Source organism: Agrobacterium tumefaciens (assembly GCA_025559845.1).
Classification (GTDB): Bacteria; Pseudomonadota; Alphaproteobacteria; order Rhizobiales; family Rhizobiaceae; genus Agrobacterium.
In genome coordinates this window covers 241,034-266,523 of the sequence record CP048469.1, presented here as the reverse complement: position 1 = coordinate 266,523, position 25,490 = coordinate 241,034, and the positions used below count along the sequence as shown (strand labels likewise).

Below are 25,490 nucleotides of genomic sequence, written 5' to 3'. Positions count from 1 at the left end.
GAAATGTCCCGTATCAGGCGGTTACGCGTTCAATGGCATCGATCAGTTTGGCAGGATCGAACGGCTTGACGATCCAGCCGGTAGCACCTGCCTGACGGGCACGGTTCTTCTTCTCAGCATCGCTTTCGGTCGTCAGAACGAGGATGGGTATCGCGCGATACTTTTCGTTACGACGCACGCCTTCGATGAAACCGAAGCCATCGAGACGCGGCATGTTGATGTCGGTGACAATCACGTCCGGGTTGCTCTGTTCGAGCACTTCAAGACCTTCGACGCCGTCTTCCGCCTGGATCGTTTCGAAACCGGCATTGTTCAACGTCACCAGGAGCATGTTCCGGATGGTTCGGGAATCGTCGACTGTAAGGACTTTTTTCTTCACTGTTGCATCTCCTTGGGGAGCAAATGATCGATGTTGACGCCTATCAATTTCATGGTCTTGTCGAATGCATCGGATACTTTCGCAAAACCGAATGCCTTGCCGTCCTCTTCCCAAGACTTTGCACCGGCCATCAGAACCTGAGCACACAGAGCGCCGACACGTTCCACCTCGGACGCATCCACCGACAACGGTGCTCCTCTCATCGTCATCAGCTTGGCATGCAGCGCCGACGCTTCGTTGAGATCCAGAACCGGTGACAGTTTCAGCGTCGCCTCGGCTGCTTTTCTGGCTGCCATCACATCACTCCTTGGCGTCTGAATTGTTGATAGTCATTTCCGCGAGGCGTCTGCTCGCTTTCATGGGTCGTATAGGAAAAACCCTGATGTTCCGTTTCCATGCGCGCGCTTTCCTCATCCCGGCGCGCAACACGAAACTCTCGGACCGTGCGGCCAAGTTCGAGGATAACTGTGTGAAGGCTGGCGGCCTCTGTGGAGACGTCTGCGATCTCTCCGGCAATCCGTCCGGCTTGCCGCTCCATATCCCCAAGGTCTGTGGCAACAGAACGCAGGCCGGCAGCATGCGCCGAGGTGCGGCGAGAGACCTCTACAACGGCTTCGTTAATGCCCGAGACCTGCTTTACGACGTCCCCGATTGCATGTTGGGTGCGATCAACCAGCCGTACACCGCCTTCGACCTGAGCCTTCGTCGTGCCGACAAGACTCTTGATCTCACGTGCGGCATCAGCCGAACGCTGCGCGAGTGCACGGACCTCCTGCGCCACGACCGCAAAGCCACGTCCGCTTTCACCCGCACGTGCAGCTTCAATTCCCGCGTTCAGCGCGAGCAGGTTGGTCTGAAAGGCAATCTCATCGATCGTGCCGATGATCTTTCCGATCTGTTCGGCAGACTGCTCGATATCCGACATGGCGTTAATCGCTTCACCGACCGCCTTGCCGCTTTCCATTGCCGCATCGCGGGCGCGACAAACAGCCGTCTCGACCTTGGATATCAGGGCCGCATTTTCCACGACATCGTCGATCATGCCATCGAGCGTACGCGTGGTACCCGAAAACGCCTCTACCTGCTGGTGCGCCTGTTGCGAGATCGAATTGCCTTTATCGGCAAAAGCGGCGCTCAAACCTCCAGCCTGGCTGATCCTGTGCGTCAGTTGAACCAGGCATGTGCCGATCCTGTCCAACGCGGTGTCGAACGTAATGGCGATATCCCGGTATGCTTCAGGGACATCATGGCCGATACGTGCCTTCAGATCACCAGCGGCAAAAGCGGTCAAAGCCTTGCCCAGCAGCGTTGCTGCTTCCGACCTGTCATTCTGACGCTGTTCCGCCAGTTCGCGGCCGTGGCGAACACGTAATTCGTTGAAGCGTAGGGATACGGCAATTTCGGTATCGACCATGACAAGGCGAACGACGTTCTTGACGGCGTCGGCAAGTTCACGGCTCTTTTTCTTGGCGCCAGGCCAAATCGACCGCGGTGCGTGCTCGGTGACCAGGCCGCCAAGCATATGTTCCAGAACAACCGCATGGCTTGCGATCTGCCAGCGCGGGTCCAGTCCCATACGGCTGGCATTGTCTGACAGAACTTTTACACGTTCAGCATAAAGCGCATCGAACCGCGCGTCTGTCAGGACGCTCCAGTGCGACGTCTGCAAATCGTGCAGGCGGTCGAGCTGGCTTTCGCTTTCGAATGATGGCGAACAGTCTGGCATGGACTGGAAACGGTTCATCACATCGCGAAGACCGGCCTTCAGATAAGGCTCCAGCATGCTGCGGTAGTTGCGCAGGAAATCCGTCTGCGGCTGTTCGAGGCCGGCAAAACGCAATCGCCCCGCCAGGCTTCCGCCTGGGGCTCTACGCGTTTGATCCGATGGCAAATCCTGCCCCACCGACATCCCCAAAAACATGACAACCGGCGTCCACCGGTCAATGGCCCGGTTCAGAACGCCAGCACCCAGAGGGGATTATTGAACGAACATGCACATCGCTTGCGATGCGGCATCGACGCTTGCCAGACCTTCTTGAACCAAGAAACGAAGCATACCGGATCGGTCCCGGTACGGCAGTGCGGCGTCATGCCTGGAAGGAGATGAGAATCCCATTCCGCCGTGGAAATACCATCAATCTTTATGGTTAATTCCTTGCTTGAAAGTTAAGAAAACTCAGGCACGGCGTCAAACGGTAAAATTTGCGAAATCTTTTAACTGATGCGTTCGCTTCGACACCCGAAATAGACTTTCGATGCGCGAAATGCCGCATCGGCACGGTTTTTCCACCCGATGCGCTGGACAAGCGCGATGGCCTTCCCCTAAAACAAATCAACGAGATATTCGCTGCGCGGTGATGATTTAACGAGAGTTATGCAAAAAGGGAGGTGCGAACTTGCAATGGATGGAAAAATGCCGCTGTTCCGCGCGCCATCCGCAAGTTCTGATCGGCATTGTCGTTGCGAGCCTGCTTATCATGGTCGGCTTTCAGACGCCGTCGAGCATCAAGGCCGTTTCCAAGACAAACCGGCTTGAGCGGTTACAGACAGCCGACCTGTCGCGGAACCCTTTGTCTCCCTACCGCCAGGACTGCACAGACGGCCTGGGCAATGATTGCAAGACCAGCCCTGTAAACAGCCCGATCAGCGTAGAGCCACATTTCGCAAACGATTTTTCGTTTGACGAGGTAGGACCTGCCATCGTCGCTGTTGCAGTCACGCTACACGTCTCTCGAGATTTCTCCGGTGCCGCGCCAAGAGCGCCACCACGCACTATCTGGTAGTTCATCTGACGGTCCTCACCACCGGTTCCTGTTGGAGCCCTGCGGATTGGAGTCGTCGGAAAATCACCGCCCGCTTCAAACCCTGAAAGAAAACCGCCACCGCATATGACCGTCGCAACTATTTTACCGTTTCTCGTCGCTTTGCCGTTCATCGGCGCCATCGTAACGGCATTCATGCCGCGCGACGGCGCGGCCGCCATTCCTGCCTCTGTCGCAGGCGCTGTCTCACTCTTTGGGCTCGTCAGCAGCCTCTATCTGTATAGCCAGGTCAGCGACGGCGGCGTATTACGGTATCATGTGGAATGGTTGCCACAACTCGGGTTGAACTTCACCCTGCGAATGGATGGATTTGCCTGGATCTTTGCAATCCTTATTACCGGCATCGGGCTGCTCGTCGTTCTTTACGCCCGCTATTACATGTCGGCAGAAGACCCCATTCCACGCTTTTTTGCCTTCCTGCTTGCCTTCATGGGATCGATGCTGGGCGTGGTGGTCTCCGGCAATGTCATTCTGCTGTCGATCTTCTGGGAGATGACGAGTGTTTTCTCGTTTCTGCTGATCGGTTATTGGCACCAGAACGCCGCAGCGCGCGACGGTGCGCGCATGGCTTTGACAGTGACGGGCATTGGCGGCTTCAGCCTGCTCGCCGGCCTGTTGATCCTTGGCCATATGGCCGGAAGTTACGATCTTGACCAGATCATTGCCGCCGGCCCTGATATTCGGGCGCATTCGCTCTACCTCCCGGCGCTTATCCTCATTCTGGGCGGTGCACTGACAAAGAGCGCGCAGTTTCCGTTCCACTTCTGGCTGCCCAATGCGATGGCAGCGCCGACACCTGTTTCAGCCTATCTCCATTCCGCGACGATGGTGAAGGCTGGTGTGTTCCTGCTGGTGCGGTTCTGGCCGGTTCTCGCCGGCACACAGGAATGGTTCTGGCTGGTGGGGGCTGCCGGCATCATCACCCTTCTGCTTGGCGCCTATTTCGCGATGTTCCAGCAGGATCTCAAAGGTCTGCTCGCCTATTCGACCATCAGTCATCTTGGCCTGATTACCACCCTGCTCAGCCTCGGTAGCCCGCTGGCGGCTGTCGCAGCGATCTTCCATATGGTGAACCACGCGACCTTCAAGGCATCGCTGTTCATGGCGGCAGGCATCATCGACCACGAAACCGGGACACGCGATATGCGCCGGTTGAGCGGGCTTTACACCTACATGCCTGCTACCGCCACGCTCGCCATGGCCGCGAGTGCCGCAATGGCCGGGGTACCGCTGTTCAACGGCTTCCTGTCAAAAGAAATGTTCTTTGCCGAAGCGGTCGAAACCCATGCGGATTCGTTGCTGGATCGGGCATTGCCCTATGTTGCGACGCTTTCGGGTGCTTTTGCGGTCGCCTACTCGCTGCGCTTCATCCATACCGTCTTCTTCGGTCCGAAGCCTGTCGACCTGCCCAATCCGCATCCCCACGAGCCGCCGCGCTGGATGCGTTTTCCCATCGAATTTCTCGTCTTTGCCTGCCTCGTGGTCGGCATTGTTCCGAGTTTGTCGATCGGGCCTTTCCTGCATTCGGCGGTGCTATCGGTTCTTGGACCGCAGACACCAACCTATAGCCTTTCCATCTGGCACGGGTTCAACCTGCCTCTCATCATGAGCATCGTGGCCTTGGCCGGCGGTGTGGCGATCTATGCAGCCCTCGGTGGCTATTTCTCCAGATGCGAGGATGGCCCGCCGATCTTCAGGCACTTGCGGGGACAGCGCATTTTCGAGCGCATCCTCGTCACCGTGTCCTGGAAGTGGGCGCGGTGGCTTGAGAATACGCTTGGCACACGCCGCCTTCAGCCGCAGCTCAGGCTGCTTATCCTGGTGGCATTGCTGGCTGGTTTCTCACCCCTCTTCCTCTCGGAATTCTCGCTGACGCTACCGCGCGTCACCTCCTTCGATCCGATCTTCGCGATCCTGTGGCTTATCGGCATGATCGCCGCGCTCGGAGCAGCCTGGCAGGCGAAATATCACCGCCTTGCTGCCCTCGTCATGCTCGGTGTCTCCGGCCTCGTCACGTGCCTGACCTTTGTGTGGCTCTCCGCACCGGATCTCGCCATTACGCAGTTGCTTGTCGAGATCGTCACGACCGTTCTCATTCTGCTCGGCCTGCGTTGGCTGCCGAAGCGTATGGAAAAGGTCGACAACAACAATGAGCTTCCCGCTCAGCTTCGCCGCGCCCGAGACTTTCTGGTGGCTGCAGCAAGCGGTATCGGCATGTCTGTCATCGCTTATGCGGTGATGACGCTTCCGGTGCCCAACGCCATCGCGACCTATTTCCTGGAGCGTGCCTATTCGGAAGGTGGCGGTACCAATGTCGTCAATGTCATTCTGGTCGATTTCCGCGGCTTCGATACATTCGGTGAAATCGCCGTTCTGGCCATCGTTGCGTTGACGGTCTTCGCGCTTCTGAGACGTTTCCGTCCGGCGCATGAAAGCATCGGCTTGCCCGAACAGCAGCAGTTGCAGAACGCCTTCGATTCGGAACGTCCAGAGCGCAGCAAGGGCGATACGGTCCGTGACTATCTCTACGTGCCGTCGATCGTCATGCAGTGGATGTTCCCCGTCATCATCACCTTCTCGATCTTCCTGTTCATGCGTGGCCACGATCAGCCAGGTGGGGGATTTGCCGCCGGCATCACCATGGCGATCGCCTTCCTGCTGCAATATCTGGCGGGCGGTGCACGCTGGGCAGAAGACCGTATCCGCATTCTTCCGCTACGCTGGATGGGCTTTGGACTCTTGATGGCAGCGGCGACGGGGATTGGATCGTGGTACTTCGGTTATCCGTTCCTGACGTCCTATTTCCAGTATACGGAAATACCCTATATCGGCAAAATGCCGACAGCCTCGGCCTTGTTGTTCGATCTCGGCGTATTTTCTCTCGTCGTCGGATCGACTGTTCTTATTCTCATAGCAATCGCCCACCAATCGTTGCGCAACTACCGCGTTCGCACGCCTGAAGCGACACGAGCGGAGGACGCGTAATGGAGCTTATTCTTGCAATCGGCATCGGCATCATGACCGGCTCAGGCGTGTGGCTGGTGCTTCGCCCAAGAACCTATCAGGTCATCGTTGGTCTCTCTCTGCTGTCTTATGCAGTCAACCTTTTCATCTTTGGCGTTGGCGGCATCAAGACCAATGCCCCTCCAGTGCTCAATACCGGTGCCGACATCTCGACCCTAGCAGACCCTGTGCCGCAAGCACTTGTCCTGACGGCGATCGTCATCGGTTTTGCAACGACCGCGCTGTTCCTGGTCGTGCTGCTTGCCGCGCGTGGTTTGACCGGAACGGACCATGTTGACGGGAGGGAAAGCAAGTGAGCTCATTCCCCTTCCACATCGTCATCGCTCCCATTCTGGTGCCATTGATTACCGCAGCGCTTCTGCTGTTCTTCGATGAGCGCCAGCGTGCGATAAAGGCGGGCATCAGCCTGGCTTCGACCTTCATCCTGTTGATTGTCGCGGTGCTGCTGTTCATCGATGTGAACTCAACGGTGAATACCGAAATTGCGGCTGTCATCTCGACCGGTGTCTATCTTCTCGGCAACTGGCCAGCCCCCTTCGGCATCGTGCTCGTTGCCGACCGGCTATCCGGTCTCATGGTGCTGCTGACATCGCTGCTGGCCATTCCATCGCTGATTTATGCGCTGGCGAAATGGCACAAGTCGGGTGCGCACTTCCATTCGCTGTTTCATATGATGTTGATGGGCGTCAACGGAGCTTTCCTGACCGGCGACCTTTTCAACCTCTTCGTCTTCTTCGAAGTGATGCTGGCGGCATCTTACGGACTTCTGCTGCACGGTTCCGGACAGCAGCGCGTGAAGGCCGGCCTGCACTACATCGCGATCAATCTTGTTGCAGCGCTGTTCTTCCTGATCGGCGTGAGCCTGATCTACGGTGTAACAGGAACTCTGAACATGGGCGACCTTGCCCATCGTATCGAAGGGCTCAATACCGACCAGAGAATGTTGCTTGAAACGGGTGCGGCGATCCTGGGTGTCGCGTTTCTCGTGAAAGCCGGCATGTGGCCACTCAATTTCTGGCTTCCATCCGCCTATGGCGCGGCATCCGCGCCCGTGGGCGGACTGTTTGCGATCATGAGCAAGGTCGGCATCTACGTCATTGCTCGGCTGTCTTTCCTTCTCTTCGGCCAGACGGCTGGAGAATCCGCCGGGTTCGGCCATGACGCCCTCCTCGTCGGTGGTATTGCGACCATCATCTTCGGCACGATCGGCGTGCTCGCCTCGCAGGCACTTGGTCGACTGGCGGGTTTCTCGGTTCTTGTGTCTTCCGGTACACTGCTTGCTGCCATGGGCACCGGAAATCCGATGGTGGCCGCGGGTGCGCTCTATTATCTGGTCAGTTCGACGCTGACGATCAGCGCCTTCTTCATGCTGATCGAACTGGTCGAGCGCGGACAGGACGCAGGCGCCAACGTTCTTGCCGTTACGATGGAAGCCTATGGCGATCTCGACGAAGAGGAAGAAGAAGAGGAAGTCGGCACGACCATGCCCGGCACCATGGCAGTACTCGGCACATGTTTTGCCGCATGTGGCATCCTGCTGGCCGGCCTGCCGCCGCTTTCCGGTTTCATCGCCAAGTTTTCGATGCTCTCAGCCATTCTCAACCCATCCGGGTTGGGCGCCAATGACAGCATTTCGACACTGTCGTGGTGGCTCGTCTTCCTTATCGTCTTCTCCGGCTTCGCATCTCTGATTTCCATGACGCGTGCAGGCATCCGTACCTTCTGGGCCTCGATCGAGGGCACTGTGCCGCGCGTTCTTGTGATCGAAATCGCGCCGGTGATGATCCTGCTCTTCCTCACGCTTGCCATGACTGTGCAGGCGGGCTCGATCATGCGCTACATGCAGGAGACCGCACGCATTCTCGATCTGCCCGGCAGTTACATCCAGGGTGTGATCTCTGCCCCACGTGCCGGTAGCGATCCGGAGGCGCAGCCATGATAAGTCGTATCCTGCCCTACCCACTGCTGACCGCTTCGCTGGTGATCTTCTGGATGACAATCAACAGCTTTTCGCCCGGTCATCTGCTGCTCGGCACGGGGGTTGCCCTCATTGCCTCGCGGTCGATGGCATCATTGCGGCCGGCAAAACCCCGCATTCGCAACTGGCATCTTCTCGTCAAGTTGATCGTGATCGTGCTCTACGACATCATCAGGTCGAATATCTCGGTGATGACGATCATTCTTTTCAAACGGGAAAAGAATCGAAAATCAGGCTTCCTGACAGTGCCACTCGAAATTCGTGATCCGATGGGTCTGGCGGTACTGGCTACAATCCTGACCTCCACGCCGGGAAGCGCATGGCTCGAATTCAATTCCAGCCAGGGAACACTTCTCATTCACGTTCTGGATGACGTTGACGAAACCGCCTGGATCAACCTCATCAAGACCCGCTATGAAAAACTACTGATGGAGATATTCGAATGAGTTCGATTATCCTTTTCTGGTCCTTTTCACTCGCACAGTTGATGCTTGCCATCGCCATGGCGATCTCGGTCTACCGGATCGCCATCGGGCCACGCGCGCAAGATCGCGTACTCGGAGTCGACACGCTTTATGTGAACGCGATGTTGCTCTTGCTGACCTTCGGCCTTCGCACCGGCAACGACATCTATTTCGAAGCGTCGCTGCTGATCGCGATCCTCGGCTTCGTCTCGACTGTTGCGCTCTCAAAGTTCCTGATGCGTGGCGAGGTGATTGAATGAGCAACGCTGCTGAATTTCCGCTCTGGGGCGCCCTTCTGGTGGCGTTCTTCGTTCTGCTTGGCGCATCTCTGACATTGATCGGGACGATCGGCCTGGCCAGGCTGAACAGCTTTTACGAAAGGCTGCACGCGCCGACGCTTGGCACGAGCTGGGGCACGGGCGGCATCGTCATGGCCTCGATGATCTATTTTTCGATCTCCGGCGACCGCCTGGTTTTCCATGAAATTTTCATCGGGATTTTCATGACCGTGACAACGCCGGTTTCCCTGATGCTTCTCGGCCGTTCCGCGCTCTATCGTGATCGCTCCGAGCAAAACACCGAAAACCGCGAGCATCTCTGATATCATCAGGCGCTCAGGTTTCCGGCGCAGCGCCATTCCGTTTACCGACGTGGTGACGCTTCGCCCAGTTTACAGCCTGTTCGAACGACATGGGTTTGGCGAAATAATACCCCTGCAATAACGAGCAGCCAAGCTCGCGAAGCGCTTCCACGTCCTCTTCGCGCTCTACCCCTTCAGCGACGACATCAAAGCCAAAGGCTCTCGATACACCCAGAACCGCGCCTACCAGCGAGCGGTCCTTTTCCGAGCCCGCGACACCAGCAATAAAGGACTTGTCGATTTTGACGCGGTGAACATGAAACTGCTGCAGCAAACCGAGTGACGAATAACCCGATCCGAAATCGTCGATGGCGAGGCTGACACCGGCGGCTTTCAGTCGGGCAAGTTTCTCCTGAACCGCACGCGGATTGACAGCAACCTCCTCGGTCATCTCAAGCTCAAGCATGGATGCAGGCGCACCCTTTTCCTTAAGCTTCCTCAGGACCAGTTCATCGATGGCAATCTGTGCCATTTCGCGCGGCGACACATTCATCGCCACCCTGACATCCGTCATGCCCAGTGCCTTGAGGACACGGATCATGTTGATAACTTCACGCAGGACGAACCGGGTCAGAGTCTCGGAAAGTCCTGATGTCGCAGCAGTGCCGACGATCTCCATAGGGTCAATCCAACCATGTTCAGGATGGTTCCACCGCAGAAGTGCTTCCAGCGTATCTAGCTTCCTGCCGCCGTCCCGCATGATCGGCTGGAACCAGATTTCCGGTTCTTCTTTCGCAAGCGCAGTGGCCAGATCCCGCTCGATGTCCCGCCTTATCAATGCCTGTCGGCGCAGTTCCTCATCAAACATGCGGAAGCGGTTTCGCCCCTCCTTCTTCGCCGAATAGAGCGCTGTATCGGCATAGATCAGCATCTCGTCGATATCCTGCGTCCGACCCTGATAAATGCCGATACTGACACCGACGCGGCCAGCATCGAGCTGCGAAAAGGGAATGGAGATGGCGGCGATCAATCGTGTCGCCAGAATTTCCGGCTCTTCTTCAACGCTCCTGTCATCGTAGAGGACCGCAAATTCATCTCCGCCCAATCTGGCGACAAGAATGTCATCCGGGACCGTGGCGCGTAATCGTCTTGCGACTTCGATCAGAACACGGTCTCCCGCCTTGTGTCCGAAGGCGTCGTTGACCGATTTGAAGCCGTCCAGATCGAGCAGCATCAAGCACCCACGCTCCCTGGTCGGAACGAAAAGCTCAAGCGCCTCCGAAAACCCTCTGCGGTTCAGAAGACCGGTCAGCTGGTCGTGGACAGCCCTCTGCTGCATGAGGCTGGCAAAACTGATCGCATTGGCATTGGCGACCTCCAGCGAACGAGACAGAAGCGTCGCCTCGTGCTTCAGACGACTGTCACTTCTGACAAGCCGCTGGCCGACGATCGCGCCGCGAACCAGCGCGGCGAGATAGAGCACCATCGTCGCGGCAAGCAAGTTCCTCTCCAGCCCGCCCGCCCAGATAAAGCAGCCAACAGCCGACAGGATCGGAGGGGTGATGAAGGATATCGCGATAGGGGCGAAGGAATAACCGTAGGTCACCGCACCAGCCGTGATACCGCAGCCGAGGATCAAATAAAACAGGCTTTCCGGGGTGGTGTATCCGTCAGACAGAATGGGGATGGAGGCCCAAACGATGCCCGACGCCAGCGCGAAAACAGCATGCATTACCAGGTGTTGATTGACGCTCAGTTGCGGCAGGCGCACACGACCAGCGTTATCGGTGTTGATCGGATAACGACAAAACCCGAAGCGGAACACATTGACGAGAGAGGAGACAAAAAACCAGCCCAAACCGGTTGTCGTCCGGCCGGAGTTGATTGCAATGACAACGGCAGCGATCCCGAGAACGATGTTGACCGGTATCGAAATCGAAACCGTTTTACGCACGGCATACAACTGATCAAGACGGATTGCGTCTTCCAGATTATGCGATTCGACGTGCGACACGAACACCTCGCGGTTTTGAATGAGTGATTGCTGGCCAAACCCTGTCCGATTGCCAGGCAGACACCATCTGGACAGTTCAGACATGTTTCAGTTCTGAAGCGGAATAAGAATCAATAAAGTACAGACAAATTTTCTTGCTTCTTATCCGCACCGGTTGAAATTACAACCTAAGGGCTCATCCCACCACGAAATAAGGAAGATACGCTTAACGCGTAAATAATAATGTCCGTCGGAACCAGTTATACGCTGATTGTGAACCGACTCGAGACCGGAGACCTGCTCGCAGCTGGAGGCAGCGAACAGGTCCGAGCATTGCCCCTCCCACAGAGGCAACTGAATTGAAACATGCGTCGCTTATATCAGCAAGACCTAAATAAACAGAGAATTGCCGTCGCCAGTATGACGGCACAGGATTTGGAGAGTTTGGGAGATATCGTTCTCTCGTCCGCCCCCCTCGACCCAGGGACAGGCCGAGGGGATTGACTGGGATCAACTAGCGAAAGCCTTCCGGCTGTGGATCTCCGCCAGAACATCAAGCAAACAATACAAGCAATCGATGAACATGTCTTTATTATTATTTTCTAATAAATAGGCCCCGACAGTGCTGCCGGGGCCTCATTCGCTCACAGATGCTAAATTATATTAGAACGAACGCTGAAGGCGAACGAAACCGTTCCATTCTTCGGTATCAAGATCGTCTTCATCGAAGTAATTCACAGCGACCTTGGCAGACAAACCCTCAGTAAACTTGTAGTCAACAGTCACGCCGGCTTGCCAAGCGTCTCGGTTCGACCAGTCGTTGGTGATGAAAGACGTGCCAATGCCCGTCACCGAAATCGTGTCAGCGACGTTACCGAAATACTGAGCACCAGGGGTGATGGTTAGTTTGTCGGTTGCCCTGATAGCGTATTCAGCAGCAACAGCCCATTCGGATTCTGCGTAGTAAGCATTTGCGCCGGAAGCCCAAACACCAGCCAAGCCAAGTGTACCCGGGCCCAGATCAGCCGTTGCGATCAGACGAATGGCACCTTCTTCTTGATCCGTGTCATAGCCGCCGATCAGCTGCAGCGAGGCCGCACCGAGCTTTGCGCCTACTCCGAGGGCGATACCAACGTTATTGTCGTTTTCATAGGATACAGGGAAGACACCGGTGACGGGATCGGCCGGCCCAGTGATCGTTGCAAACTGATCCCAAGTCCCCTCGAGTTCATCAACGGAAATACCAGCCCAGAATGAACCCGCATCGTATGTGTAACGAATGGAGTTAAACAGAGCGTTGGTGGAGAGAACGTCCGCCTCGCCGGAAAGACCATCGTCCCACCAGCTGTAGAACTTACCGACCTTCAGACCGCCGAGTTCGATGAAAGCCTGGTCAACAAATACCGAGCTGTCACTGGACGAACCATTGTCGGCATTGCCTCGGAACCCGATGAAGCCACGCAGAGCGCCGAGTTCGGTGTCGGTGCGGGTATCGATTTCGAACTGGGCACGCGTGAACGTGTTCCAGTCGGACGTGCCAGATTCATTACGACCGAAGTCCGTCTGAAAACGAACGTAACCGCCGAACTTCAAGCAGGTTTCGGTGCCGGGAATATAGAAGAAGCCGGTCCCGAAAGCGTCACAAACGCGAACGTATTCCATGGGCTCAGGCTCAGCAGCGACGATAGCGTCCGCAGCCTGTGCGCCGGATACTGCTGCAAGTGCTGCAGCGGAGCCGATCAGAAGGCTCTTGATGTTCATGTTGACCTCCAGTCAAAGTTTTATTTTCCACCCACGCAGATCTTGGACGTCAGGTTACCGCCGCCAAGGCCTGCGCTCCTCGACAGGAGACAGAAAGTCAGACAAAACTGCAATCGTATTTGCTAATGTACTTATATATCCGTGATACGACGCTTTGGCCGTGTGACGAATTTGTAACACATTTGCGCCCGAAGGCTATTCAGTGATCGCTAATATTAAGAAGGCGTTAGGATTTCAAGACGTTAAGTAGTGCACAACATAATGGCGCCCTACCGTACTGTGCCAATTTTCTACTTCATTTTCAGTTATCACTTCCGCCTCTTGCAGCCATTTTGTTTTGAGATCCTCTCCGGCCTAAAGCTGCTCATGGAAGAACTGATGTGCCGACTTAGTGTATCATACGCATTGCAAACGACTGAAATTGACAACCTCTCGTCAGAAGACGGAAGCCTATCGAACGACCCGAAAGCATATCGAAGAATACAGGCGGAACAGTCGATTGACTTTTCCGCACCAAAAGAAATCTGAGACAAGAAATTATAAATGGTGCCCGGAGGCGGATTTGAACCACCGACACGCGGATTTTCAATCCGCTGCTCTACCAACTGAGCTATCCGGGCACTTTAGGCTCTTGAAGAACCTTCGCTTTCGCGACTTGAAGCAGCTCGCTGCCCCGAAAGTGAGCGGGGTTATAACATCTTGTTCGAACATGGCAAGCACCCCTTCGAACTTTTTTGACAGTTTTTTTATTCAGCCTGTGGATGACCATAATATCCGCCCCGGAGAGCCTGCTCACGGCTGAAAAAATGCTGTCTTTCGGTTGGTGAAACCCACTCGTTCCTTTCTCAAACATAAATCAAACCAGCCACTTGCAATAAAATATCCTCCCAAGGCTCTCATCGCGCGTTTGTGCAACATCCTGAAAAAGAAACAGGCCCCGAAGGGCCTGTGTGTTTTATCAGCAATCTTATTACGCTGCCTTGGCGGCATCGGCGTAGGGGTCGAACCGGCCGTAGAAGGTCTCGTCTTTCGCCGCCATGTCCTTCAGGAGCGGCGTTGGCTGGAAGCGCGGGCCATAGATGCCCGCCAGCTTCTCAGCAAGAGCCACGAACGTCTTCACGCCCATTCCGTCGATGTAGGACAAGGCGCCACCGGTATAGGGTGCGAAACCGAAACCGAGGATCGAGCCGACATCGGCTTCACGCGGATCGGTGACGATGCCTTCTTCGACCGTTCTCGCCGCTTCAAGCGCAACCGTGACCAGGAAGCGCTGTTTCAGCACGTCCATGTCCACATCTTCCGGCTTCTTTTGTGGGTAAAGCGTCTTCAGGTCCGGCCAGAGAGATTTCTTCGCAGGCTTCGGCGGATAGTCGTAGAAGCCCTTGGCATTCTTGCGCCCAAAACGCCCTTCGTCTTCCACCAGCTTCCTGACCAGCTCCATATGACGCGGATCGACAGCCTTTTCACCCAGATCGGTAACGGTGGCCTTGAGGATCTTGTAGGAGAGGTCGATGGCGACCTCGTCGTTCAACGCCAGCGGACCGACCGGCATGCCCGCGAACTTCGCGGCGTTCTCGATCATTGCGGCAGGAACGCCTTCGATCAGCATGTCATAGCTTTCCGCCATGTAACGCAGAACGCAGCGATTGACGAAGAAGCCACGCGTATCGTTGACCACGATCGGTGTCTTTTTGATTTTCGCAACGTAGTCCAATGCGACAGCCAGAGCCTTGTCGCCAGTCTCCTTGCCAAGGATAACCTCCGTCAGCATCATCTTCTCAACGGGCGAGAAGAAGTGGATACCGATAAAATCAAGCGGACGCCTGGAATTCTTTGCAAGACCGGTGATCGGCAGGGTTGACGTATTGGAGGCAAAGATTGCCCCTTCCGGCAGTACCGCTTCCACCTGCTCGATCACCGCCTTTTTCACATCGCGATCTTCGAACACAGCTTCGATCACCAAGTTAGCGGTTTTCAGAGCAGCGTAATCAGAGGTCGGCGTGATGCGAGCGAGGATGGCAGCACCCTCCTCCTGTGTCATGCGGCCCTTGCCGATGCTGTCCTTGACCAATCCCTCGCAAGTCACCTTGCCCTTGGCAGCCGCTTCGTCATCACGGTCAATCAATGTGACATCGAGACCGGCAACGGCTGTGACATAAGCAATCGATGCTCCCATGAAGCCCGCGCCAACAACACCGACGTGTTTCAAGTCGCTCTTCGGCTGGCCTGCAGGACGACGCGCGCCTTTACCAAGCTCCTGCATGGAGATGAACAGCGAGCGGATCATCGCGAAGGCTTCGTTGGAACGAAGAATTTCCGTGAAATAGCGTTGCTCGACCTTCAATGCCGTATCGAAGGGCAATTGCAGGCCTTCATAGACGCATTTGAGGATGGCAAGCGCTGCCGGATAATTGCCGGCGCTTTCACGCCGCAGGATGGCTGGGGCTGCCGGCCAAAGCTGCGCGGCCGCCGGTGTCCAGATGCCGCCGCCGGGGGCTTTGAAACCCTTTTCGTCCCACGGAGCAACAGGCTTCAGACCGTCCTTGATCAACTGCTTGGCAGCCACGATCAACTGATCCGGTTCCACGACCTGATGTACGAGGTTCATGGCCTTGGCTCGCTGCGCGGTCAAGGACTGGCCTGTCGTCATCATCTGCAGGGCGGATTGTGCATCTGTCAGACGGGGAACACGCTGGGTGCCACCAGCACCGGGGAAGATGCCAACCTTGACTTCCGGTAGGGCGATCTTGACGCTCTTGGCGTTCGAGGCCACACGGCCATGGCAGGCCAGCGACAGTTCAAATGCGCCGCCCATGCAGGTGCCGTTGATAGCAGAGACCCAGGGTTTGCCGTTTGTCTCGATCTTGCGGAACAGTCCATTCATCTTGCCGACGAGATCAAAAAGCTTCTGCGCTGCCTGATCCGGGTTCTTGGCCTTTTCCTCATGGTAGAAGGAAAACATTGACTTGATCATCGAAAGGTCAGCGCCACCGGAGAAGGTGCTTTTACCGGAGGTGAAGACAACGGCCTTTACGGCAGTGTCCGCGACCGTTGCGTCAACGATTGCATTCAACTCTTCCATGACCAGCGCCGTAAAGACGTTCATGGATTTTTCCGGCATGTCCCAGGTAACAAGGGCAATGCCGTCTGCGTCGGTTTCGACGGTGAAATTGGTATAGCTCATCGGTTTCCTCCCGAAATCAAACGCGCTCAATGACGGTTGCCGTGCCCATGCCTGCACCGATGCAGAGCGTGACCAGCGCCGTGTTGAGATCACGGCGTTCCAGTTCATCCAGCACCGTGCCCAGGATCATCGCGCCCGTGGCACCCAGCGGGTGACCCATGGCGATTGCACCACCGTTGACGTTCATCTTGTCGTGGCTGATATCGAAGGCCTGCATGTAGCGCAGCACGACAGCCGCAAAGGCCTCATTAAGTTCGAACAGGTCGATATCCGATAACGACATGCCGGTCTTCTTCAGCAGCTTTTCCGTTACGTCCACAGGACCCGTTAACATCAAAGCCGGATCGGAGCCGATATTTGCGAACGCCTTGATCCGTGCTCGCGGCTTCAGGCCCATGGATTCACCACCGGCCTTCGAGCCGACCAGCACTGCCGCCGCGCCATCGACGATGCCGGAAGAATTACCAGCGTGGTGGACGTAGTTGATCCGCTCGACTTCCGGATGCGCCATGATGCCCACAGCTTCGAAGCCACCCATTTCACCCGGCATCTGGAAGGATGCATTGAGCGAAGCAAGCGCCTGCATATCCGTGCCCGGGCGCATATGCTCATCCCGGTCGAGAATGACGATGCCGTTCCGGTCCTTCACAGGAACGACGGAATTTTTGAAGTAGCCGTTTTCCCAGGCGTGGGCGGCGCGCTTCTGGCTTTCCACCGCATAGGCGTCCACGTCATCACGGTTGAAACCGTATTTGGTGGCGATGAGATCAGCGGAAACGCCCTGCGGCATGAAGAAGGCCGGGAAGTTGACCGACGGGTCCATGTACCAGGCGCCACCAGACATCCCCATGCCAACGCGCGACATGCTTTCGACGCCGCCAGCAATGACGATATCGTCGGAACCGGCTGCAACCTTTCCAGCAGCGAAGTTGATGGCGTCCAAACCCGACGCGCAGAAGCGCGAGATCTGCATGCCGGGTGCCCTGGTCGAATAGCCGGCCTCAAAAGCTGCGGCTTTCGGAATGACGGCGCCAGCATCCATGACTGGATCAACACAGCCCATGATGATGTCATCGACGGTGGTCGTGTCCAGTCCATTACGGTCGCGGATGGCTTCGAGCGTCTTGGCGGCAAGGCGAACGGACGGCACTTCGTGCAGGCTACCATCCTTCTTGCCGCGTCCGCGCGGTGTGCGGACGTGATCGTAAATATAAACCTCGGTCATTTCTCAATCTCCCTGCGGCGCACGGGCGCCAGCTTTATCAGAATGCTTCGGCAGCCAGTTCCATCGTCGTATCGGCACCGGTTTCAATGCGGGCCTTGCGCAGTACCGTTTCCGGCAGGATACGCTCCATGAAGAACTTCGCTGTGACAAGCTTGTTCTTGAGGTATTGCTCGTCCGATGCGGCACCGGACGCGAGCGCTGCCTGCGCAGCCTTTGCCATGCGGGCGTGCATATAGCCCAGAACCACAAGGCCAAAGAGGTGCATGTAGTCGGTCGAACCGGCCCCGGCATTGTCCGGCTTGGCCATGGCGTTCTGCATGAACCACATGGTCGCAGCCTGAAGGTCGTTCAAGCCTTTCTTCAGACCCTTGGTGTAAAGCACCAGGCTTTCATCCGCACGGTTCTCCTCGCAGAAATCGCCGATCTCCTTGAAGAGCGCCATGACGGCACGGCCACCGTTGAGACCGAGCTTGCGGCCAACCAGATCGAGCGCCTGAATGCCGTTGGCACCTTCGTAGATCATGGTGATACGCGCATCGCGAACATATTGGCTCATGCCATGTTCTTCGATGTATCCGTGGCCACCAAAGACCTGCTGGGCTGCAACTGCGTGATCGAAGCCCTTGTCGGTCAACACACCCTTCAGGATCGGCGTGACCAGGCCGAGCAAATCGTCCGCCGTCTGCCGCTCCTTCTCGTCCGGTGAGCGATGGGCGATATCCGACTGCAACGCCGTCCAAAGCAGGAAAGCGCGACCTGCCTCGTTAAAGGCGCGGATCGTCATCAATGTACGGCGCACATCCGGATGAACGATGATCGGATCGGCCTTCCTGTCCGGGTTTTTCGCACCGGTGAGCGAACGGCCCTGGATGCGGTCGCGGGCATATTCGGCAGCGTTCTGATAGGCGATTTCACCGATCGAAAGCCCTTGCAGGCCAACACCAAGGCGAGCCTCGTTCATCATCACGAACATGGCCGAAAGGCCCTTGTTCTCCGCGCCGATCAGATACCCGGTCGCGTCATCGTAGTTCATGACGCAGGTGGAATTGCCGTGAATACCCATCTTGTGCTCAATCGCACCACAGACAACACCGTTGCGGGCACCAAGCGAACCGTCGCCGTTGACAAGGAACTTCGGCACAATGAACAGCGAAATGCCCTTGGTGCCTTCCGGAGCGCCTTCGATGCGGGCGAGAACCAGGTGAACGATATTGTCCGTCATCGGGTGCTCACCAGCCGAGATGAAGATCTTCTGGCCGGAAATCTTGTAGGAACCGTCGCCCTGCGGAACGGCTTTCGTCCGCAACAGACCAAGATCGGTGCCACAATGCGGCTCCGTCAGGTTCATCGTGCCGGACCATGTGCCTTCAACCATCTTCGGCAGATAGGTCTTCTTCTGCTCATCGGTGCCATGAACGAGAATGGCGGCAATCGCGCCCTGCGTGAGGCCCGGATACATCATCAGTGAGAGGTTTGCAGACGACATGTATTCGCCGATCGCCGCATGCAGCGTATAGGGAAGCCCCTGACCGCCAAATTCCGCCGGGACGGCAAGACCTGTCCAGCCACCTTCGCAATAGGCGTCATAGGCCTGCTTGAAGCCATCGGGAACGGAAACGGACCCATCGTCTGCACGCTTGCAACCCTGCTGGTCGCCGGAGAGATTAAGCGGGAAAAGCTGTTCCTCTGCAAGCTTGGCAGCCTCGCCGGTAATCGCCTCGATCATGTCAGGCGTTGCATCCTCAAAGCCCGGCAGATTGTTGTATCGCTCCAGGCCGAGCACGTCGTTCAGGATAAAAAGCGTGTCTTTGACAGGGGCCTTGTAAACAGGCATTACCGATGTTCCTCCGCATCGTGAAAGCCGGAGACAATCCGGCGCAATGCACGCACATTATTTGACGTGCGCGTAAACGTCAAATAATTTTGGTTGCTTTATTCGAGCTCGAAAATTCTACCTCAGGTACGCGATTGGCCGAAGGACACGGCTCTGCCGCAAAAGTTAAAAAATTCTCACCATAGTTAACTACTTCTTTACCACGTTTCGTGAATTGTTCCCCGAAAGGTGACTGCTTCGTGAATCGGTGCATTTACCCCAAATAGGCGGACTCGGCTTGAAAACTCCTTGATGTCACTGCGATGGCGCGGCCAATGGGTCACCATCACGACATCCAGCAGGATACGCCGGACGGTAAGCGAAGCGAGCGAGAAGATGAACGGATTGCGATCAAAAACTCCACAGCCAAGCGACAGATCGTCTCTTGATGCGCTCAATCGCACCATTGAGGGCCTAGAAGCCCGCATCGAAGGATTGATGAGCCAGAAGTTTCCGCGCGAACAGCGGGCCGGCAGCGCGGCCCTGGAAGCAAGAAACGAAGTGCATCCGACACAAGCGGAGCAGCGCCTCCCGGTCGCACCGCCGCAGCTCGATCCCGTTAACGAAATCCGCCAGCGCCAGCGCATGCTGGAGGCACGTTTTCAACGCGCGCAAGAGCCCGTGACACGTCCCGAACGCACGATCAGCCGACCGCTTGTTCAGGCATCCCAGCGACAGGACGCATCTTCCGATACAGCTCGCCCAGCCCCCCGTCAGCGCCCGTTGGCTGAACCGCAGCCGCAGCAGAATGACGGTGCCTTGCAGGATATTGCACAGGCCCTCGTCAACTTGCGCCATGAACTGAAACACGACATTTCCGAGGGTGTAGCCCGCGAAATGCACAGCCTTCGTGCTGAAATCCGCAACATTCGCTCATTTGCGGAAGACCAGCAATTTGCAGGCGATCTGCGTGACGACATTTCGCGACTGGCAAGCAGTATCGACCAACTGGGCGGCCTCGCACCGACGGACGCTCTGGAACTAAGAGGCGAGTTCGAGGAACTGCGCCTGCTGATGGATCAGCTTGCCCGTGAAGACAGCGTTCACCGGATCGAAAGCCGCTGGAACAACGTCGAAGACAGCCTGCGCGGTTTCGATGCTGCGTCCCTCCAGGACGAGATCGTGTCGCTTGCCTATCGTCTGGACGACATCAAGACGCAACTCGGCAGCATGAGCAACAATCCTGCCGTCCGCGTTCTCGAAGACAAGCTGATTGCCATTGCCGGTGCAGTCGAACAACTTGGCAAACATATGCGGCCGAATGAGGCGGCGTTTACCGAGCAGTTTTCAGGCCTCGACCAACGGCTCGACGAAATCAGCCGTGCCATTGCCGCCGCTGGCAACCGTTCCAACACACAGGCCATGGACACTGCGCTGGCGCAGCGCCTGGAAACCCGGCTGAGCAGCCTCGCCGAGCAACTTGACGACATCAATCGCCTCGCGGCAAGACCTGATCCGACCTCCGAACTGACGGCTCGCCTCGAAACACTGGCCGGCAAGATCGACGAGCTGGGCGGAGCACGCGAAGCCACCGAATTGCATGAGCGACTGGATCAGCTCTCCCTGCTGCTGGAGCATTCGCAGCGCCCGTCACAGCAGGCCGAACTGACGTCTTTCCTGAACGACATTTCCCGCAAAATCGAAGCGCTTGACCACGGCGCCATCAATGACGGACTGGCTGAGCGGCTCGACGGGATCGCCCGCCGGATCGACGACCTCGACTATCGTTACAGCCAGCAGCAGCCGGCAGCGGCATTCGATGACAGCGCCTTCCTGCGCCTGGAAGAGCGGCTTGGCGACATTGCCGCCCGCCTGGACGAAAGCTCCTACGCTGCACCGACCGACAACAATGCGCTGCTCAGCCTTGAAAGCCAGATCGCACATCTGTCTTCTCTCGTCAGCCAGCCAAGCCGCACGGAAGCAATTGCACTTTCGCCGGAACTCGACGCGCGCATGGCGGCGATCGAAGACTACATGTCGTCGAACGACGAATATATCATCGAGGCAGCACGACAGGCGGCCGAGGCCGTGCTGGAAGCCTATACGCGCAACAATCTCGCTTCGAGCACCAGCCTGACCGACGTGACGGCTCTGAACGACCTCGCAAATGACCTGCGCAGTCTGGAAGAACTGAGCCGAAACACCGAGGAGCGGACGCACCGGACGTTCGAGGCGCTGCACGAGACTCTGGTGCAGATCGCCGGGCGCCTGGACAATCTCGACAATCATGATCTGGGTCGTGACAATGGGCGTGATTTCGGCCGCAGGGCTGCGCACTCGCCCGTCTATGCCGAGGAAAACCCTGTTCGCAACATTGCGCAGCAGATGATGTCGCCTGTTGCCGAGCCGCAGGCGGCTCGCGACGATGTGAAAATGCCGGCAGCAGTCTTCCCTGAGGAGGGCTATATCGCCGAAGAACAGGCGATCCTCAACGATACGCGAGCATTTGCCGATACCGACGCAGAGACGGCAACGATTGCGCCGCCAGCAGCTGCCAAGCCCGCCAAGAAGGAAAAAACGAGCCTGCTTGCCGGTCTGACGAAGCGCTTCCGCTCCGGCACGGCGAAGGCTCCGACCGCTTCAGAGGAGGCAGTACCTGCTACCTCCGGCCGCACGCAGGTCGAACCGGCACCGTCGCTCGACCCGATCGACGTTCTTCCAGCCGGTCAGGAAAACGAACTGCTGGAGCCGGGTTCCGGCGCACCCGATATCAAGAAGATCCTTGAGCGGGTAAGGGCAAATCAGATCGCCGCCAGCGGCAAGCCGGTTGATGCCGACAGCCGTACCGACTTCATTGCTGCCGCTCGCCGCGCCGCGCAGGCTGCCGCCATGGAAACGGCCCCGGAAAAGAATGAGACTGGCAAAAAAGCGGGCAAGTCGGGTGCTTCGGCACTTTCCCGTTATCGTCGTCCGCTCCTGCTTGGTATCGGTGCCATTCTTCTCGCGATGATGGCGATGCCGCTTGTCAAGTCGATGATCGGCGGTGGAGACGCTCCCGCTCCCGCAGCAATCGAACAGAAGACCGGCGAAGCTCCGGTTTCCGCATTGCCTGATGGCGCCGAACAGAGCGTGACCATTCCCTCCGACCTCATCATCGACCAGAAAGAGGCGACAGCCGCAGACAGCCTTGAAAACGCTGGTCAGCCGGAAAACGTCATCGATGAACGCGTGGTCGGCGGCGCACCGCTGCCGGAAGAGGCCCCTGTTGCCGAGAAGCCAACCGTCGATGCCGCAACCGCCGACACGGTCGCTGAAGCACAACCACAGCAGACCGAAACACCTGTTGTAGCGCCCCCCCAGGCACAGGAGGCGATCGCCGTTCCTGCCGGTATCGAGCCAGCCTCGCTTGCCGATGCCGCCGCGAAAGGTGATGCAACCGCGCTGTTTGAGGTTGCCGTACGCTTCACAGATGGCCGCGGCGTTACCGCAGACCGTGCTGAGGCGGCAAAATGGTACAAACTTTCCGCAGATCGCGGCCTTGCACCCGCGCAATACCGCCTCGCCAACATGTACGAAAAGGCGAACGGTGTTGAGCGTAACCTTGTTGAAGCGAAGCGCTACTACACCATGGCGTCGGAACAGGGGAACGCCGGCGCAATGCATAATCTCGCCGTTCTGCTCGCCTCCGATGCCGCCGGTCAGCCGGATTTCGCCGCTGCGACGCAATGGTTCATCAAGGCTTCGGAACTCGGCGTTCGCGACAGCCAGTTCAACCTGGCCATCCTTTACGCCCGCGGTAGCGGCGTGAAGCAGGACATCGAGGAATCTTACAAGTGGTTCGCGATTGCCGCCAAGGATGGCGATGCTGACGCCGGCCAGAAACGCGATGAAGTGGCAAGGGCTCTGAGCCCTGAGCAGCTTAAAAGTGCTCAGGCAAAGGTTGACGCCTGGAAGGCCACGCCGCTGAACGAAGATGCGAATGGTGTTAATCCGCCCGATGAATGGGCTGGAAAAGAAGGCGTCAAAACCGCATCCGTCGACATGGAAAAGGCGATCCGCAACATTCAGGCCATCCTGAACAACAATGGCTTCAATGCCGGTACGCCCGATGGCAAGCTCGGCAAAAACACGGTTACCGCCATCAAGGACTTCCAGAAGTCAGTCGGGCAGTCACCCGATGGTCGCATCACCAACGAACTGGTGACGGCTTTGCTGGAACGCAACAAGTAAGACGAGCGAACAACAGAAAGCGGCCTAGTGGGCCGCTTTCCCTGTTTTGCGGATGACTGTTTGTCATTGCGCCTTCACACCTCCTCTATCTTTCCAAAATATCAACGTATTTCCCGTTGAATGTTGACACCTCAAGTCCTCGCGGGCATGAGGTGAGAAGGTCGTTACACGCGGCCTTTTCAGACAGAAAATGTAAATCGCGGCGCGGCTGCCCACCCGGACAGACGATGCCGCCCCGGAACCATGCGCCCGAGGTCCGAGCCGTGACTGTCTACCTGCCGATCGCAGAACTGTCGGTGAATATTTTCATCATTCTCGGCATGGGTGCGGCTGTCGGTTTTCTGTCCGGCATGTTCGGTGTGGGCGGTGGATTTCTGATCACCCCGCTGTTGATCTTCTACAACATTCCTCCTGTCGTCGCAGTCGCCACCGGCGCGAACCAGGTCGTTGCCTCATCGGTATCCGGCTCCATCACCCATTTCAGGCGCGGAACGCTGGACGTGAAACTCGGCAGCGTGTTGCTGGTCGGGGGTCTGGCAGGCGCGACGGTCGGTGTCTGGGTATTCTCATTCCTGCGAAGCATCGGACAGCTCGACCTCATCGTATCGCTGCTTTATGTCATTCTGCTTGGCACGGTCGGTAGTTTGATGCTGAAAGAGAGCATTTCGGCGCTTCGCCGCAGCGCCCGCAACGAAAGCGTGGTGCTGCGCAGACCTGGCCAACACAATTGGGTGCACCGGCTGCCGCTGAAAATGCGGTTCAAGAAATCGAAGATCTACTTGAGCGTCATCCCCGTGATAACGCTCGGCTTTGGTATCGGCGTCCTCACCTCAATCATGGGTGTGGGCGGCGGCTTTATCATGGTCCCGGCAATGATCTATCTCCTGCGTATTCCGACCAATGTTGTCGTGGGAACGTCGCTGTTTCAGATCATTTTCGTCACGGCATATACGACGATCGTGCAGGCTGCGACGAACTATTCGGTCGATGTCGTTCTCGCCTTCATTCTGATGGTTGCCGGCGTTATTGGCGCGCAATATGGCGTACGCGTCGGGCAGAAGCTACGTGGCGAACAGTTGCGCGCATTGTTGGCACTGCTGGTGCTCGCGGTGGCGCTTCGCCTTGCCGTCTCGCTGGTCGTCCGTCCCGACGATCTGTTTTCGGTTGCCGTGGGAGGGTTGGGCTATTGACTTGCCGTCTCCCTGTTGCCGCGATACTTGGCCTGCTTTTACCCTTGTTTGCCGGCACGGCTCTGGCCCAGACGCCGCCACTTGCAATCCCGATCGCTCCGCAGCAGGGGCCATTGCAGGAAAACATCGAAATCGGCGCATCGACAACGGAAATTCCCATCACATCGGATTTTCGCGGCGCGGATTTCACGCTTTTTGGCGCGTTGAACAACACCGACCAGTTGCTGCTGGCGATCGGTCAATACGATATCATCGTCACGCTTGAGGGGCCGAACGACTACATGACCGTGCGCAAGAAGGATCGCGTTGCGGGCATATGGATCAATACCAGTGCAATTACGTTCACGCCTCTGCCAGAATCCTATTCGATGGCGAGCACGCGCGACATTAATTCCATCGCCTCTGCCGGCACGCTACGGGCGATGGGGCTCGGCGTCGATCACCTGCCGCTCAAAAGCGCCGCCTTTTCCGGCGTGCCCGACAACGTGTTCGATTTCCAGGAGGCTTACCGGCGGCTCAAGCTCACCAGCGGTATCTATCGCAACGACGCGACGGGTGTGCGTCTGGAGCGGACAGGACTTTTCTGGGCAACCCTTCGCCTTCCCGCCAATGTGCCGAATGGTGTACATACCGCCCATGCCTACCTCTTCAAGAGCGGGCGTTTCATTGCCCAACGCGAGTTGAAACTGCGCGTCGTCAAGACAGGCATGGAGCAGGCCATTACCAATGCCGCGCATGAAACACCTTTGGCCTACGGCACATTGTGCGTCCTGCTTGCCGTCATCACCGGCTGGGGTGCCAGCATCATCTTCCGCAAGGACTGATCAGGCTTCGGCCGCAAAGATAG

General features: G+C 57.2%; 18 protein-coding genes and 1 tRNA gene. 10 read left to right on the top strand and 9 right to left on the bottom strand.

Annotated features, from left to right (window positions below):
• Positions 1 to 13: 13 nt before the first annotated feature.
• The 3 genes from FY156_01280 to FY156_01270 are packed head-to-tail and all read right to left on the bottom strand — an operon-like array spanning position 14 to position 2,219.
• A complete protein-coding gene (locus FY156_01280; GenBank protein ID UXS00214.1) occupies positions 14 to 379 on the bottom strand; it encodes a response regulator in 366 nt (121 codons plus the stop codon).
• Positions 376 to 675: an STAS domain-containing protein gene (locus tag FY156_01275; GenBank protein UXS00213.1), complete on the bottom strand. Its 300-nt coding sequence runs from the start codon at positions 673 to 675 to the stop codon at positions 376 to 378. Before FY156_01275 ends, FY156_01280 begins: the two co-directional genes overlap by 4 nt.
• Positions 675 to 2,219 (bottom strand): globin-coupled sensor protein, encoded by a 1,545-nt coding sequence (locus FY156_01270; protein ID UXS00212.1) that lies wholly within the window; start codon positions 2,217 to 2,219, stop codon positions 675 to 677. The genes FY156_01275 and FY156_01270 overlap by 1 nt, the downstream gene beginning before the upstream one ends.
• Positions 2,220 to 2,784: 565 nt before the next feature.
• Here FY156_01270 and FY156_01265 point away from each other — a divergent pair.
• The 7 genes from FY156_01265 (at position 2,785) to FY156_01235 (ending at position 9,268) form a co-directional block, all read left to right on the top strand.
• Positions 2,785 to 3,162, top strand: a complete 378-nt coding sequence (locus FY156_01265; GenBank protein ID UXS02978.1) for a hypothetical protein — start codon at positions 2,785 to 2,787, stop codon at positions 3,160 to 3,162.
• A 105-nt stretch (positions 3,163 to 3,267) separates the two neighbouring features.
• Positions 3,268 to 6,186: a monovalent cation/H+ antiporter subunit A gene (locus FY156_01260; protein UXS00211.1), complete on the top strand. Its 2,919-nt coding sequence runs from the start codon at positions 3,268 to 3,270 to the stop codon at positions 6,184 to 6,186.
• Positions 6,186 to 6,521, top strand: coding sequence for a Na+/H+ antiporter subunit C (locus tag FY156_01255; protein ID UXS00210.1), 336 nt, complete (start codon positions 6,186 to 6,188; stop codon positions 6,519 to 6,521). Before FY156_01260 ends, FY156_01255 begins: the two co-directional genes overlap by 1 nt.
• On the top strand, positions 6,518 to 8,164 hold the full coding sequence (locus tag FY156_01250) for a monovalent cation/H+ antiporter subunit D (protein ID UXS00209.1): 1,647 nt from the start codon (positions 6,518 to 6,520) through the stop codon (positions 8,162 to 8,164). The genes FY156_01255 and FY156_01250 overlap by 4 nt, the downstream gene beginning before the upstream one ends.
• Complete coding sequence (locus FY156_01245; protein ID UXS00208.1) at positions 8,161 to 8,649, top strand: Na+/H+ antiporter subunit E; 489 nt, start codon at positions 8,161 to 8,163, stop codon at positions 8,647 to 8,649. The genes FY156_01250 and FY156_01245 overlap by 4 nt, the downstream gene beginning before the upstream one ends.
• The gene (locus tag FY156_01240) at positions 8,646 to 8,927 is read left to right on the top strand and encodes a K+/H+ antiporter subunit F (protein UXS00207.1); all 282 of its coding nucleotides are present in this window, start codon (positions 8,646 to 8,648) and stop codon (positions 8,925 to 8,927) included. The genes FY156_01245 and FY156_01240 overlap by 4 nt, the downstream gene beginning before the upstream one ends.
• The gene (locus FY156_01235; protein UXS00206.1) at positions 8,924 to 9,268 is read left to right on the top strand and encodes a cation:proton antiporter; all 345 of its coding nucleotides are present in this window, start codon (positions 8,924 to 8,926) and stop codon (positions 9,266 to 9,268) included. The genes FY156_01240 and FY156_01235 overlap by 4 nt, the downstream gene beginning before the upstream one ends.
• A 13-nt stretch (positions 9,269 to 9,281) precedes the next feature.
• Here FY156_01235 and FY156_01230 read toward each other — a convergent pair whose 3' ends face one another.
• The 6 genes from FY156_01230 to FY156_01205 all read right to left on the bottom strand — a co-directional run bounded on the left by FY156_01230 (position 9,282) and on the right by FY156_01205 (position 19,244).
• Positions 9,282 to 11,201 (bottom strand): EAL domain-containing protein, encoded by a 1,920-nt coding sequence (locus FY156_01230; GenBank protein ID UXS02977.1) that lies wholly within the window; start codon positions 11,199 to 11,201, stop codon positions 9,282 to 9,284.
• Between the two features lie 702 nt (positions 11,202 to 11,903).
• Positions 11,904 to 13,001: a porin gene (locus FY156_01225; protein ID UXS00205.1), complete on the bottom strand. Its 1,098-nt coding sequence runs from the start codon at positions 12,999 to 13,001 to the stop codon at positions 11,904 to 11,906.
• Between the two features lie 544 nt (positions 13,002 to 13,545).
• A tRNA-Phe gene (locus FY156_01220) sits at positions 13,546 to 13,621 on the bottom strand.
• A 350-nt stretch (positions 13,622 to 13,971) separates the two neighbouring features.
• A complete protein-coding gene (locus FY156_01215) occupies positions 13,972 to 16,185 on the bottom strand; it encodes a 3-hydroxyacyl-CoA dehydrogenase (GenBank protein ID UXS00204.1) in 2,214 nt (737 codons plus the stop codon).
• Positions 16,186 to 16,201: 16 nt separating this feature from the next.
• Complete coding sequence (locus tag FY156_01210; GenBank protein ID UXS00203.1) at positions 16,202 to 17,410, bottom strand: acetyl-CoA C-acetyltransferase; 1,209 nt, start codon at positions 17,408 to 17,410, stop codon at positions 16,202 to 16,204.
• A gap of 37 nt (positions 17,411 to 17,447) precedes the next feature.
• Positions 17,448 to 19,244, bottom strand: coding sequence for an acyl-CoA dehydrogenase (locus FY156_01205; protein ID UXS00202.1), 1,797 nt, complete (start codon positions 19,242 to 19,244; stop codon positions 17,448 to 17,450).
• Positions 19,245 to 19,619: 375 nt separating this feature from the next.
• Here FY156_01205 and FY156_01200 point away from each other — a divergent pair, with 375 nt between their 5' ends.
• From FY156_01200 to FY156_01190, 3 genes are all read left to right on the top strand, one after another.
• Positions 19,620 to 23,453, top strand: coding sequence for a hemagglutinin (locus FY156_01200; protein ID UXS02976.1), 3,834 nt, complete (start codon positions 19,620 to 19,622; stop codon positions 23,451 to 23,453).
• Positions 23,454 to 23,716: 263 nt separating this feature from the next.
• Complete coding sequence (locus tag FY156_01195; protein UXS02975.1) at positions 23,717 to 24,643, top strand: sulfite exporter TauE/SafE family protein; 927 nt, start codon at positions 23,717 to 23,719, stop codon at positions 24,641 to 24,643.
• Positions 24,640 to 25,467, top strand: coding sequence for a TIGR02186 family protein (locus tag FY156_01190; GenBank protein ID UXS00201.1), 828 nt, complete (start codon positions 24,640 to 24,642; stop codon positions 25,465 to 25,467). The genes FY156_01195 and FY156_01190 overlap by 4 nt, the downstream gene beginning before the upstream one ends.
• Positions 25,468 to 25,490 lie beyond the last annotated feature (23 nt).

Excerpts from the sequence above, each read along its gene's own strand:
- FY156_01275 (UXS00213.1), bottom strand. The coding sequence starts at position 675 with ATGGCAGCCAGAAAAGCAGCCGAGGCGACGCTGAAACTGTCACCGGTT.
- FY156_01265 (UXS02978.1), top strand. The coding sequence starts at position 2,785 with ATGGAAAAATGCCGCTGTTCCGCGCGCCATCCGCAAGTTCTGATCGGC.
- FY156_01260 (UXS00211.1), top strand. The coding sequence starts at position 3,268 with ATGACCGTCGCAACTATTTTACCGTTTCTCGTCGCTTTGCCGTTCATC.
- FY156_01255 (UXS00210.1), top strand. The coding sequence starts at position 6,186 with ATGGAGCTTATTCTTGCAATCGGCATCGGCATCATGACCGGCTCAGGC.
- FY156_01245 (UXS00208.1), top strand. The coding sequence starts at position 8,161 with ATGATAAGTCGTATCCTGCCCTACCCACTGCTGACCGCTTCGCTGGTG.
- FY156_01240 (UXS00207.1), top strand. The coding sequence starts at position 8,646 with ATGAGTTCGATTATCCTTTTCTGGTCCTTTTCACTCGCACAGTTGATG.
- FY156_01235 (UXS00206.1), top strand. The coding sequence starts at position 8,924 with ATGAGCAACGCTGCTGAATTTCCGCTCTGGGGCGCCCTTCTGGTGGCG.
- FY156_01225 (UXS00205.1), bottom strand. The coding sequence starts at position 13,001 with ATGAACATCAAGAGCCTTCTGATCGGCTCCGCTGCAGCACTTGCAGCA.
- FY156_01215 (UXS00204.1), bottom strand. The coding sequence starts at position 16,185 with ATGAGCTATACCAATTTCACCGTCGAAACCGACGCAGACGGCATTGCC.
- FY156_01210 (UXS00203.1), bottom strand. The coding sequence starts at position 17,410 with ATGACCGAGGTTTATATTTACGATCACGTCCGCACACCGCGCGGACGC.
- FY156_01205 (UXS00202.1), bottom strand. The coding sequence starts at position 19,244 with ATGCCTGTTTACAAGGCCCCTGTCAAAGACACGCTTTTTATCCTGAAC.
- FY156_01200 (UXS02976.1), top strand. The coding sequence starts at position 19,620 with ATGAACGGATTGCGATCAAAAACTCCACAGCCAAGCGACAGATCGTCT.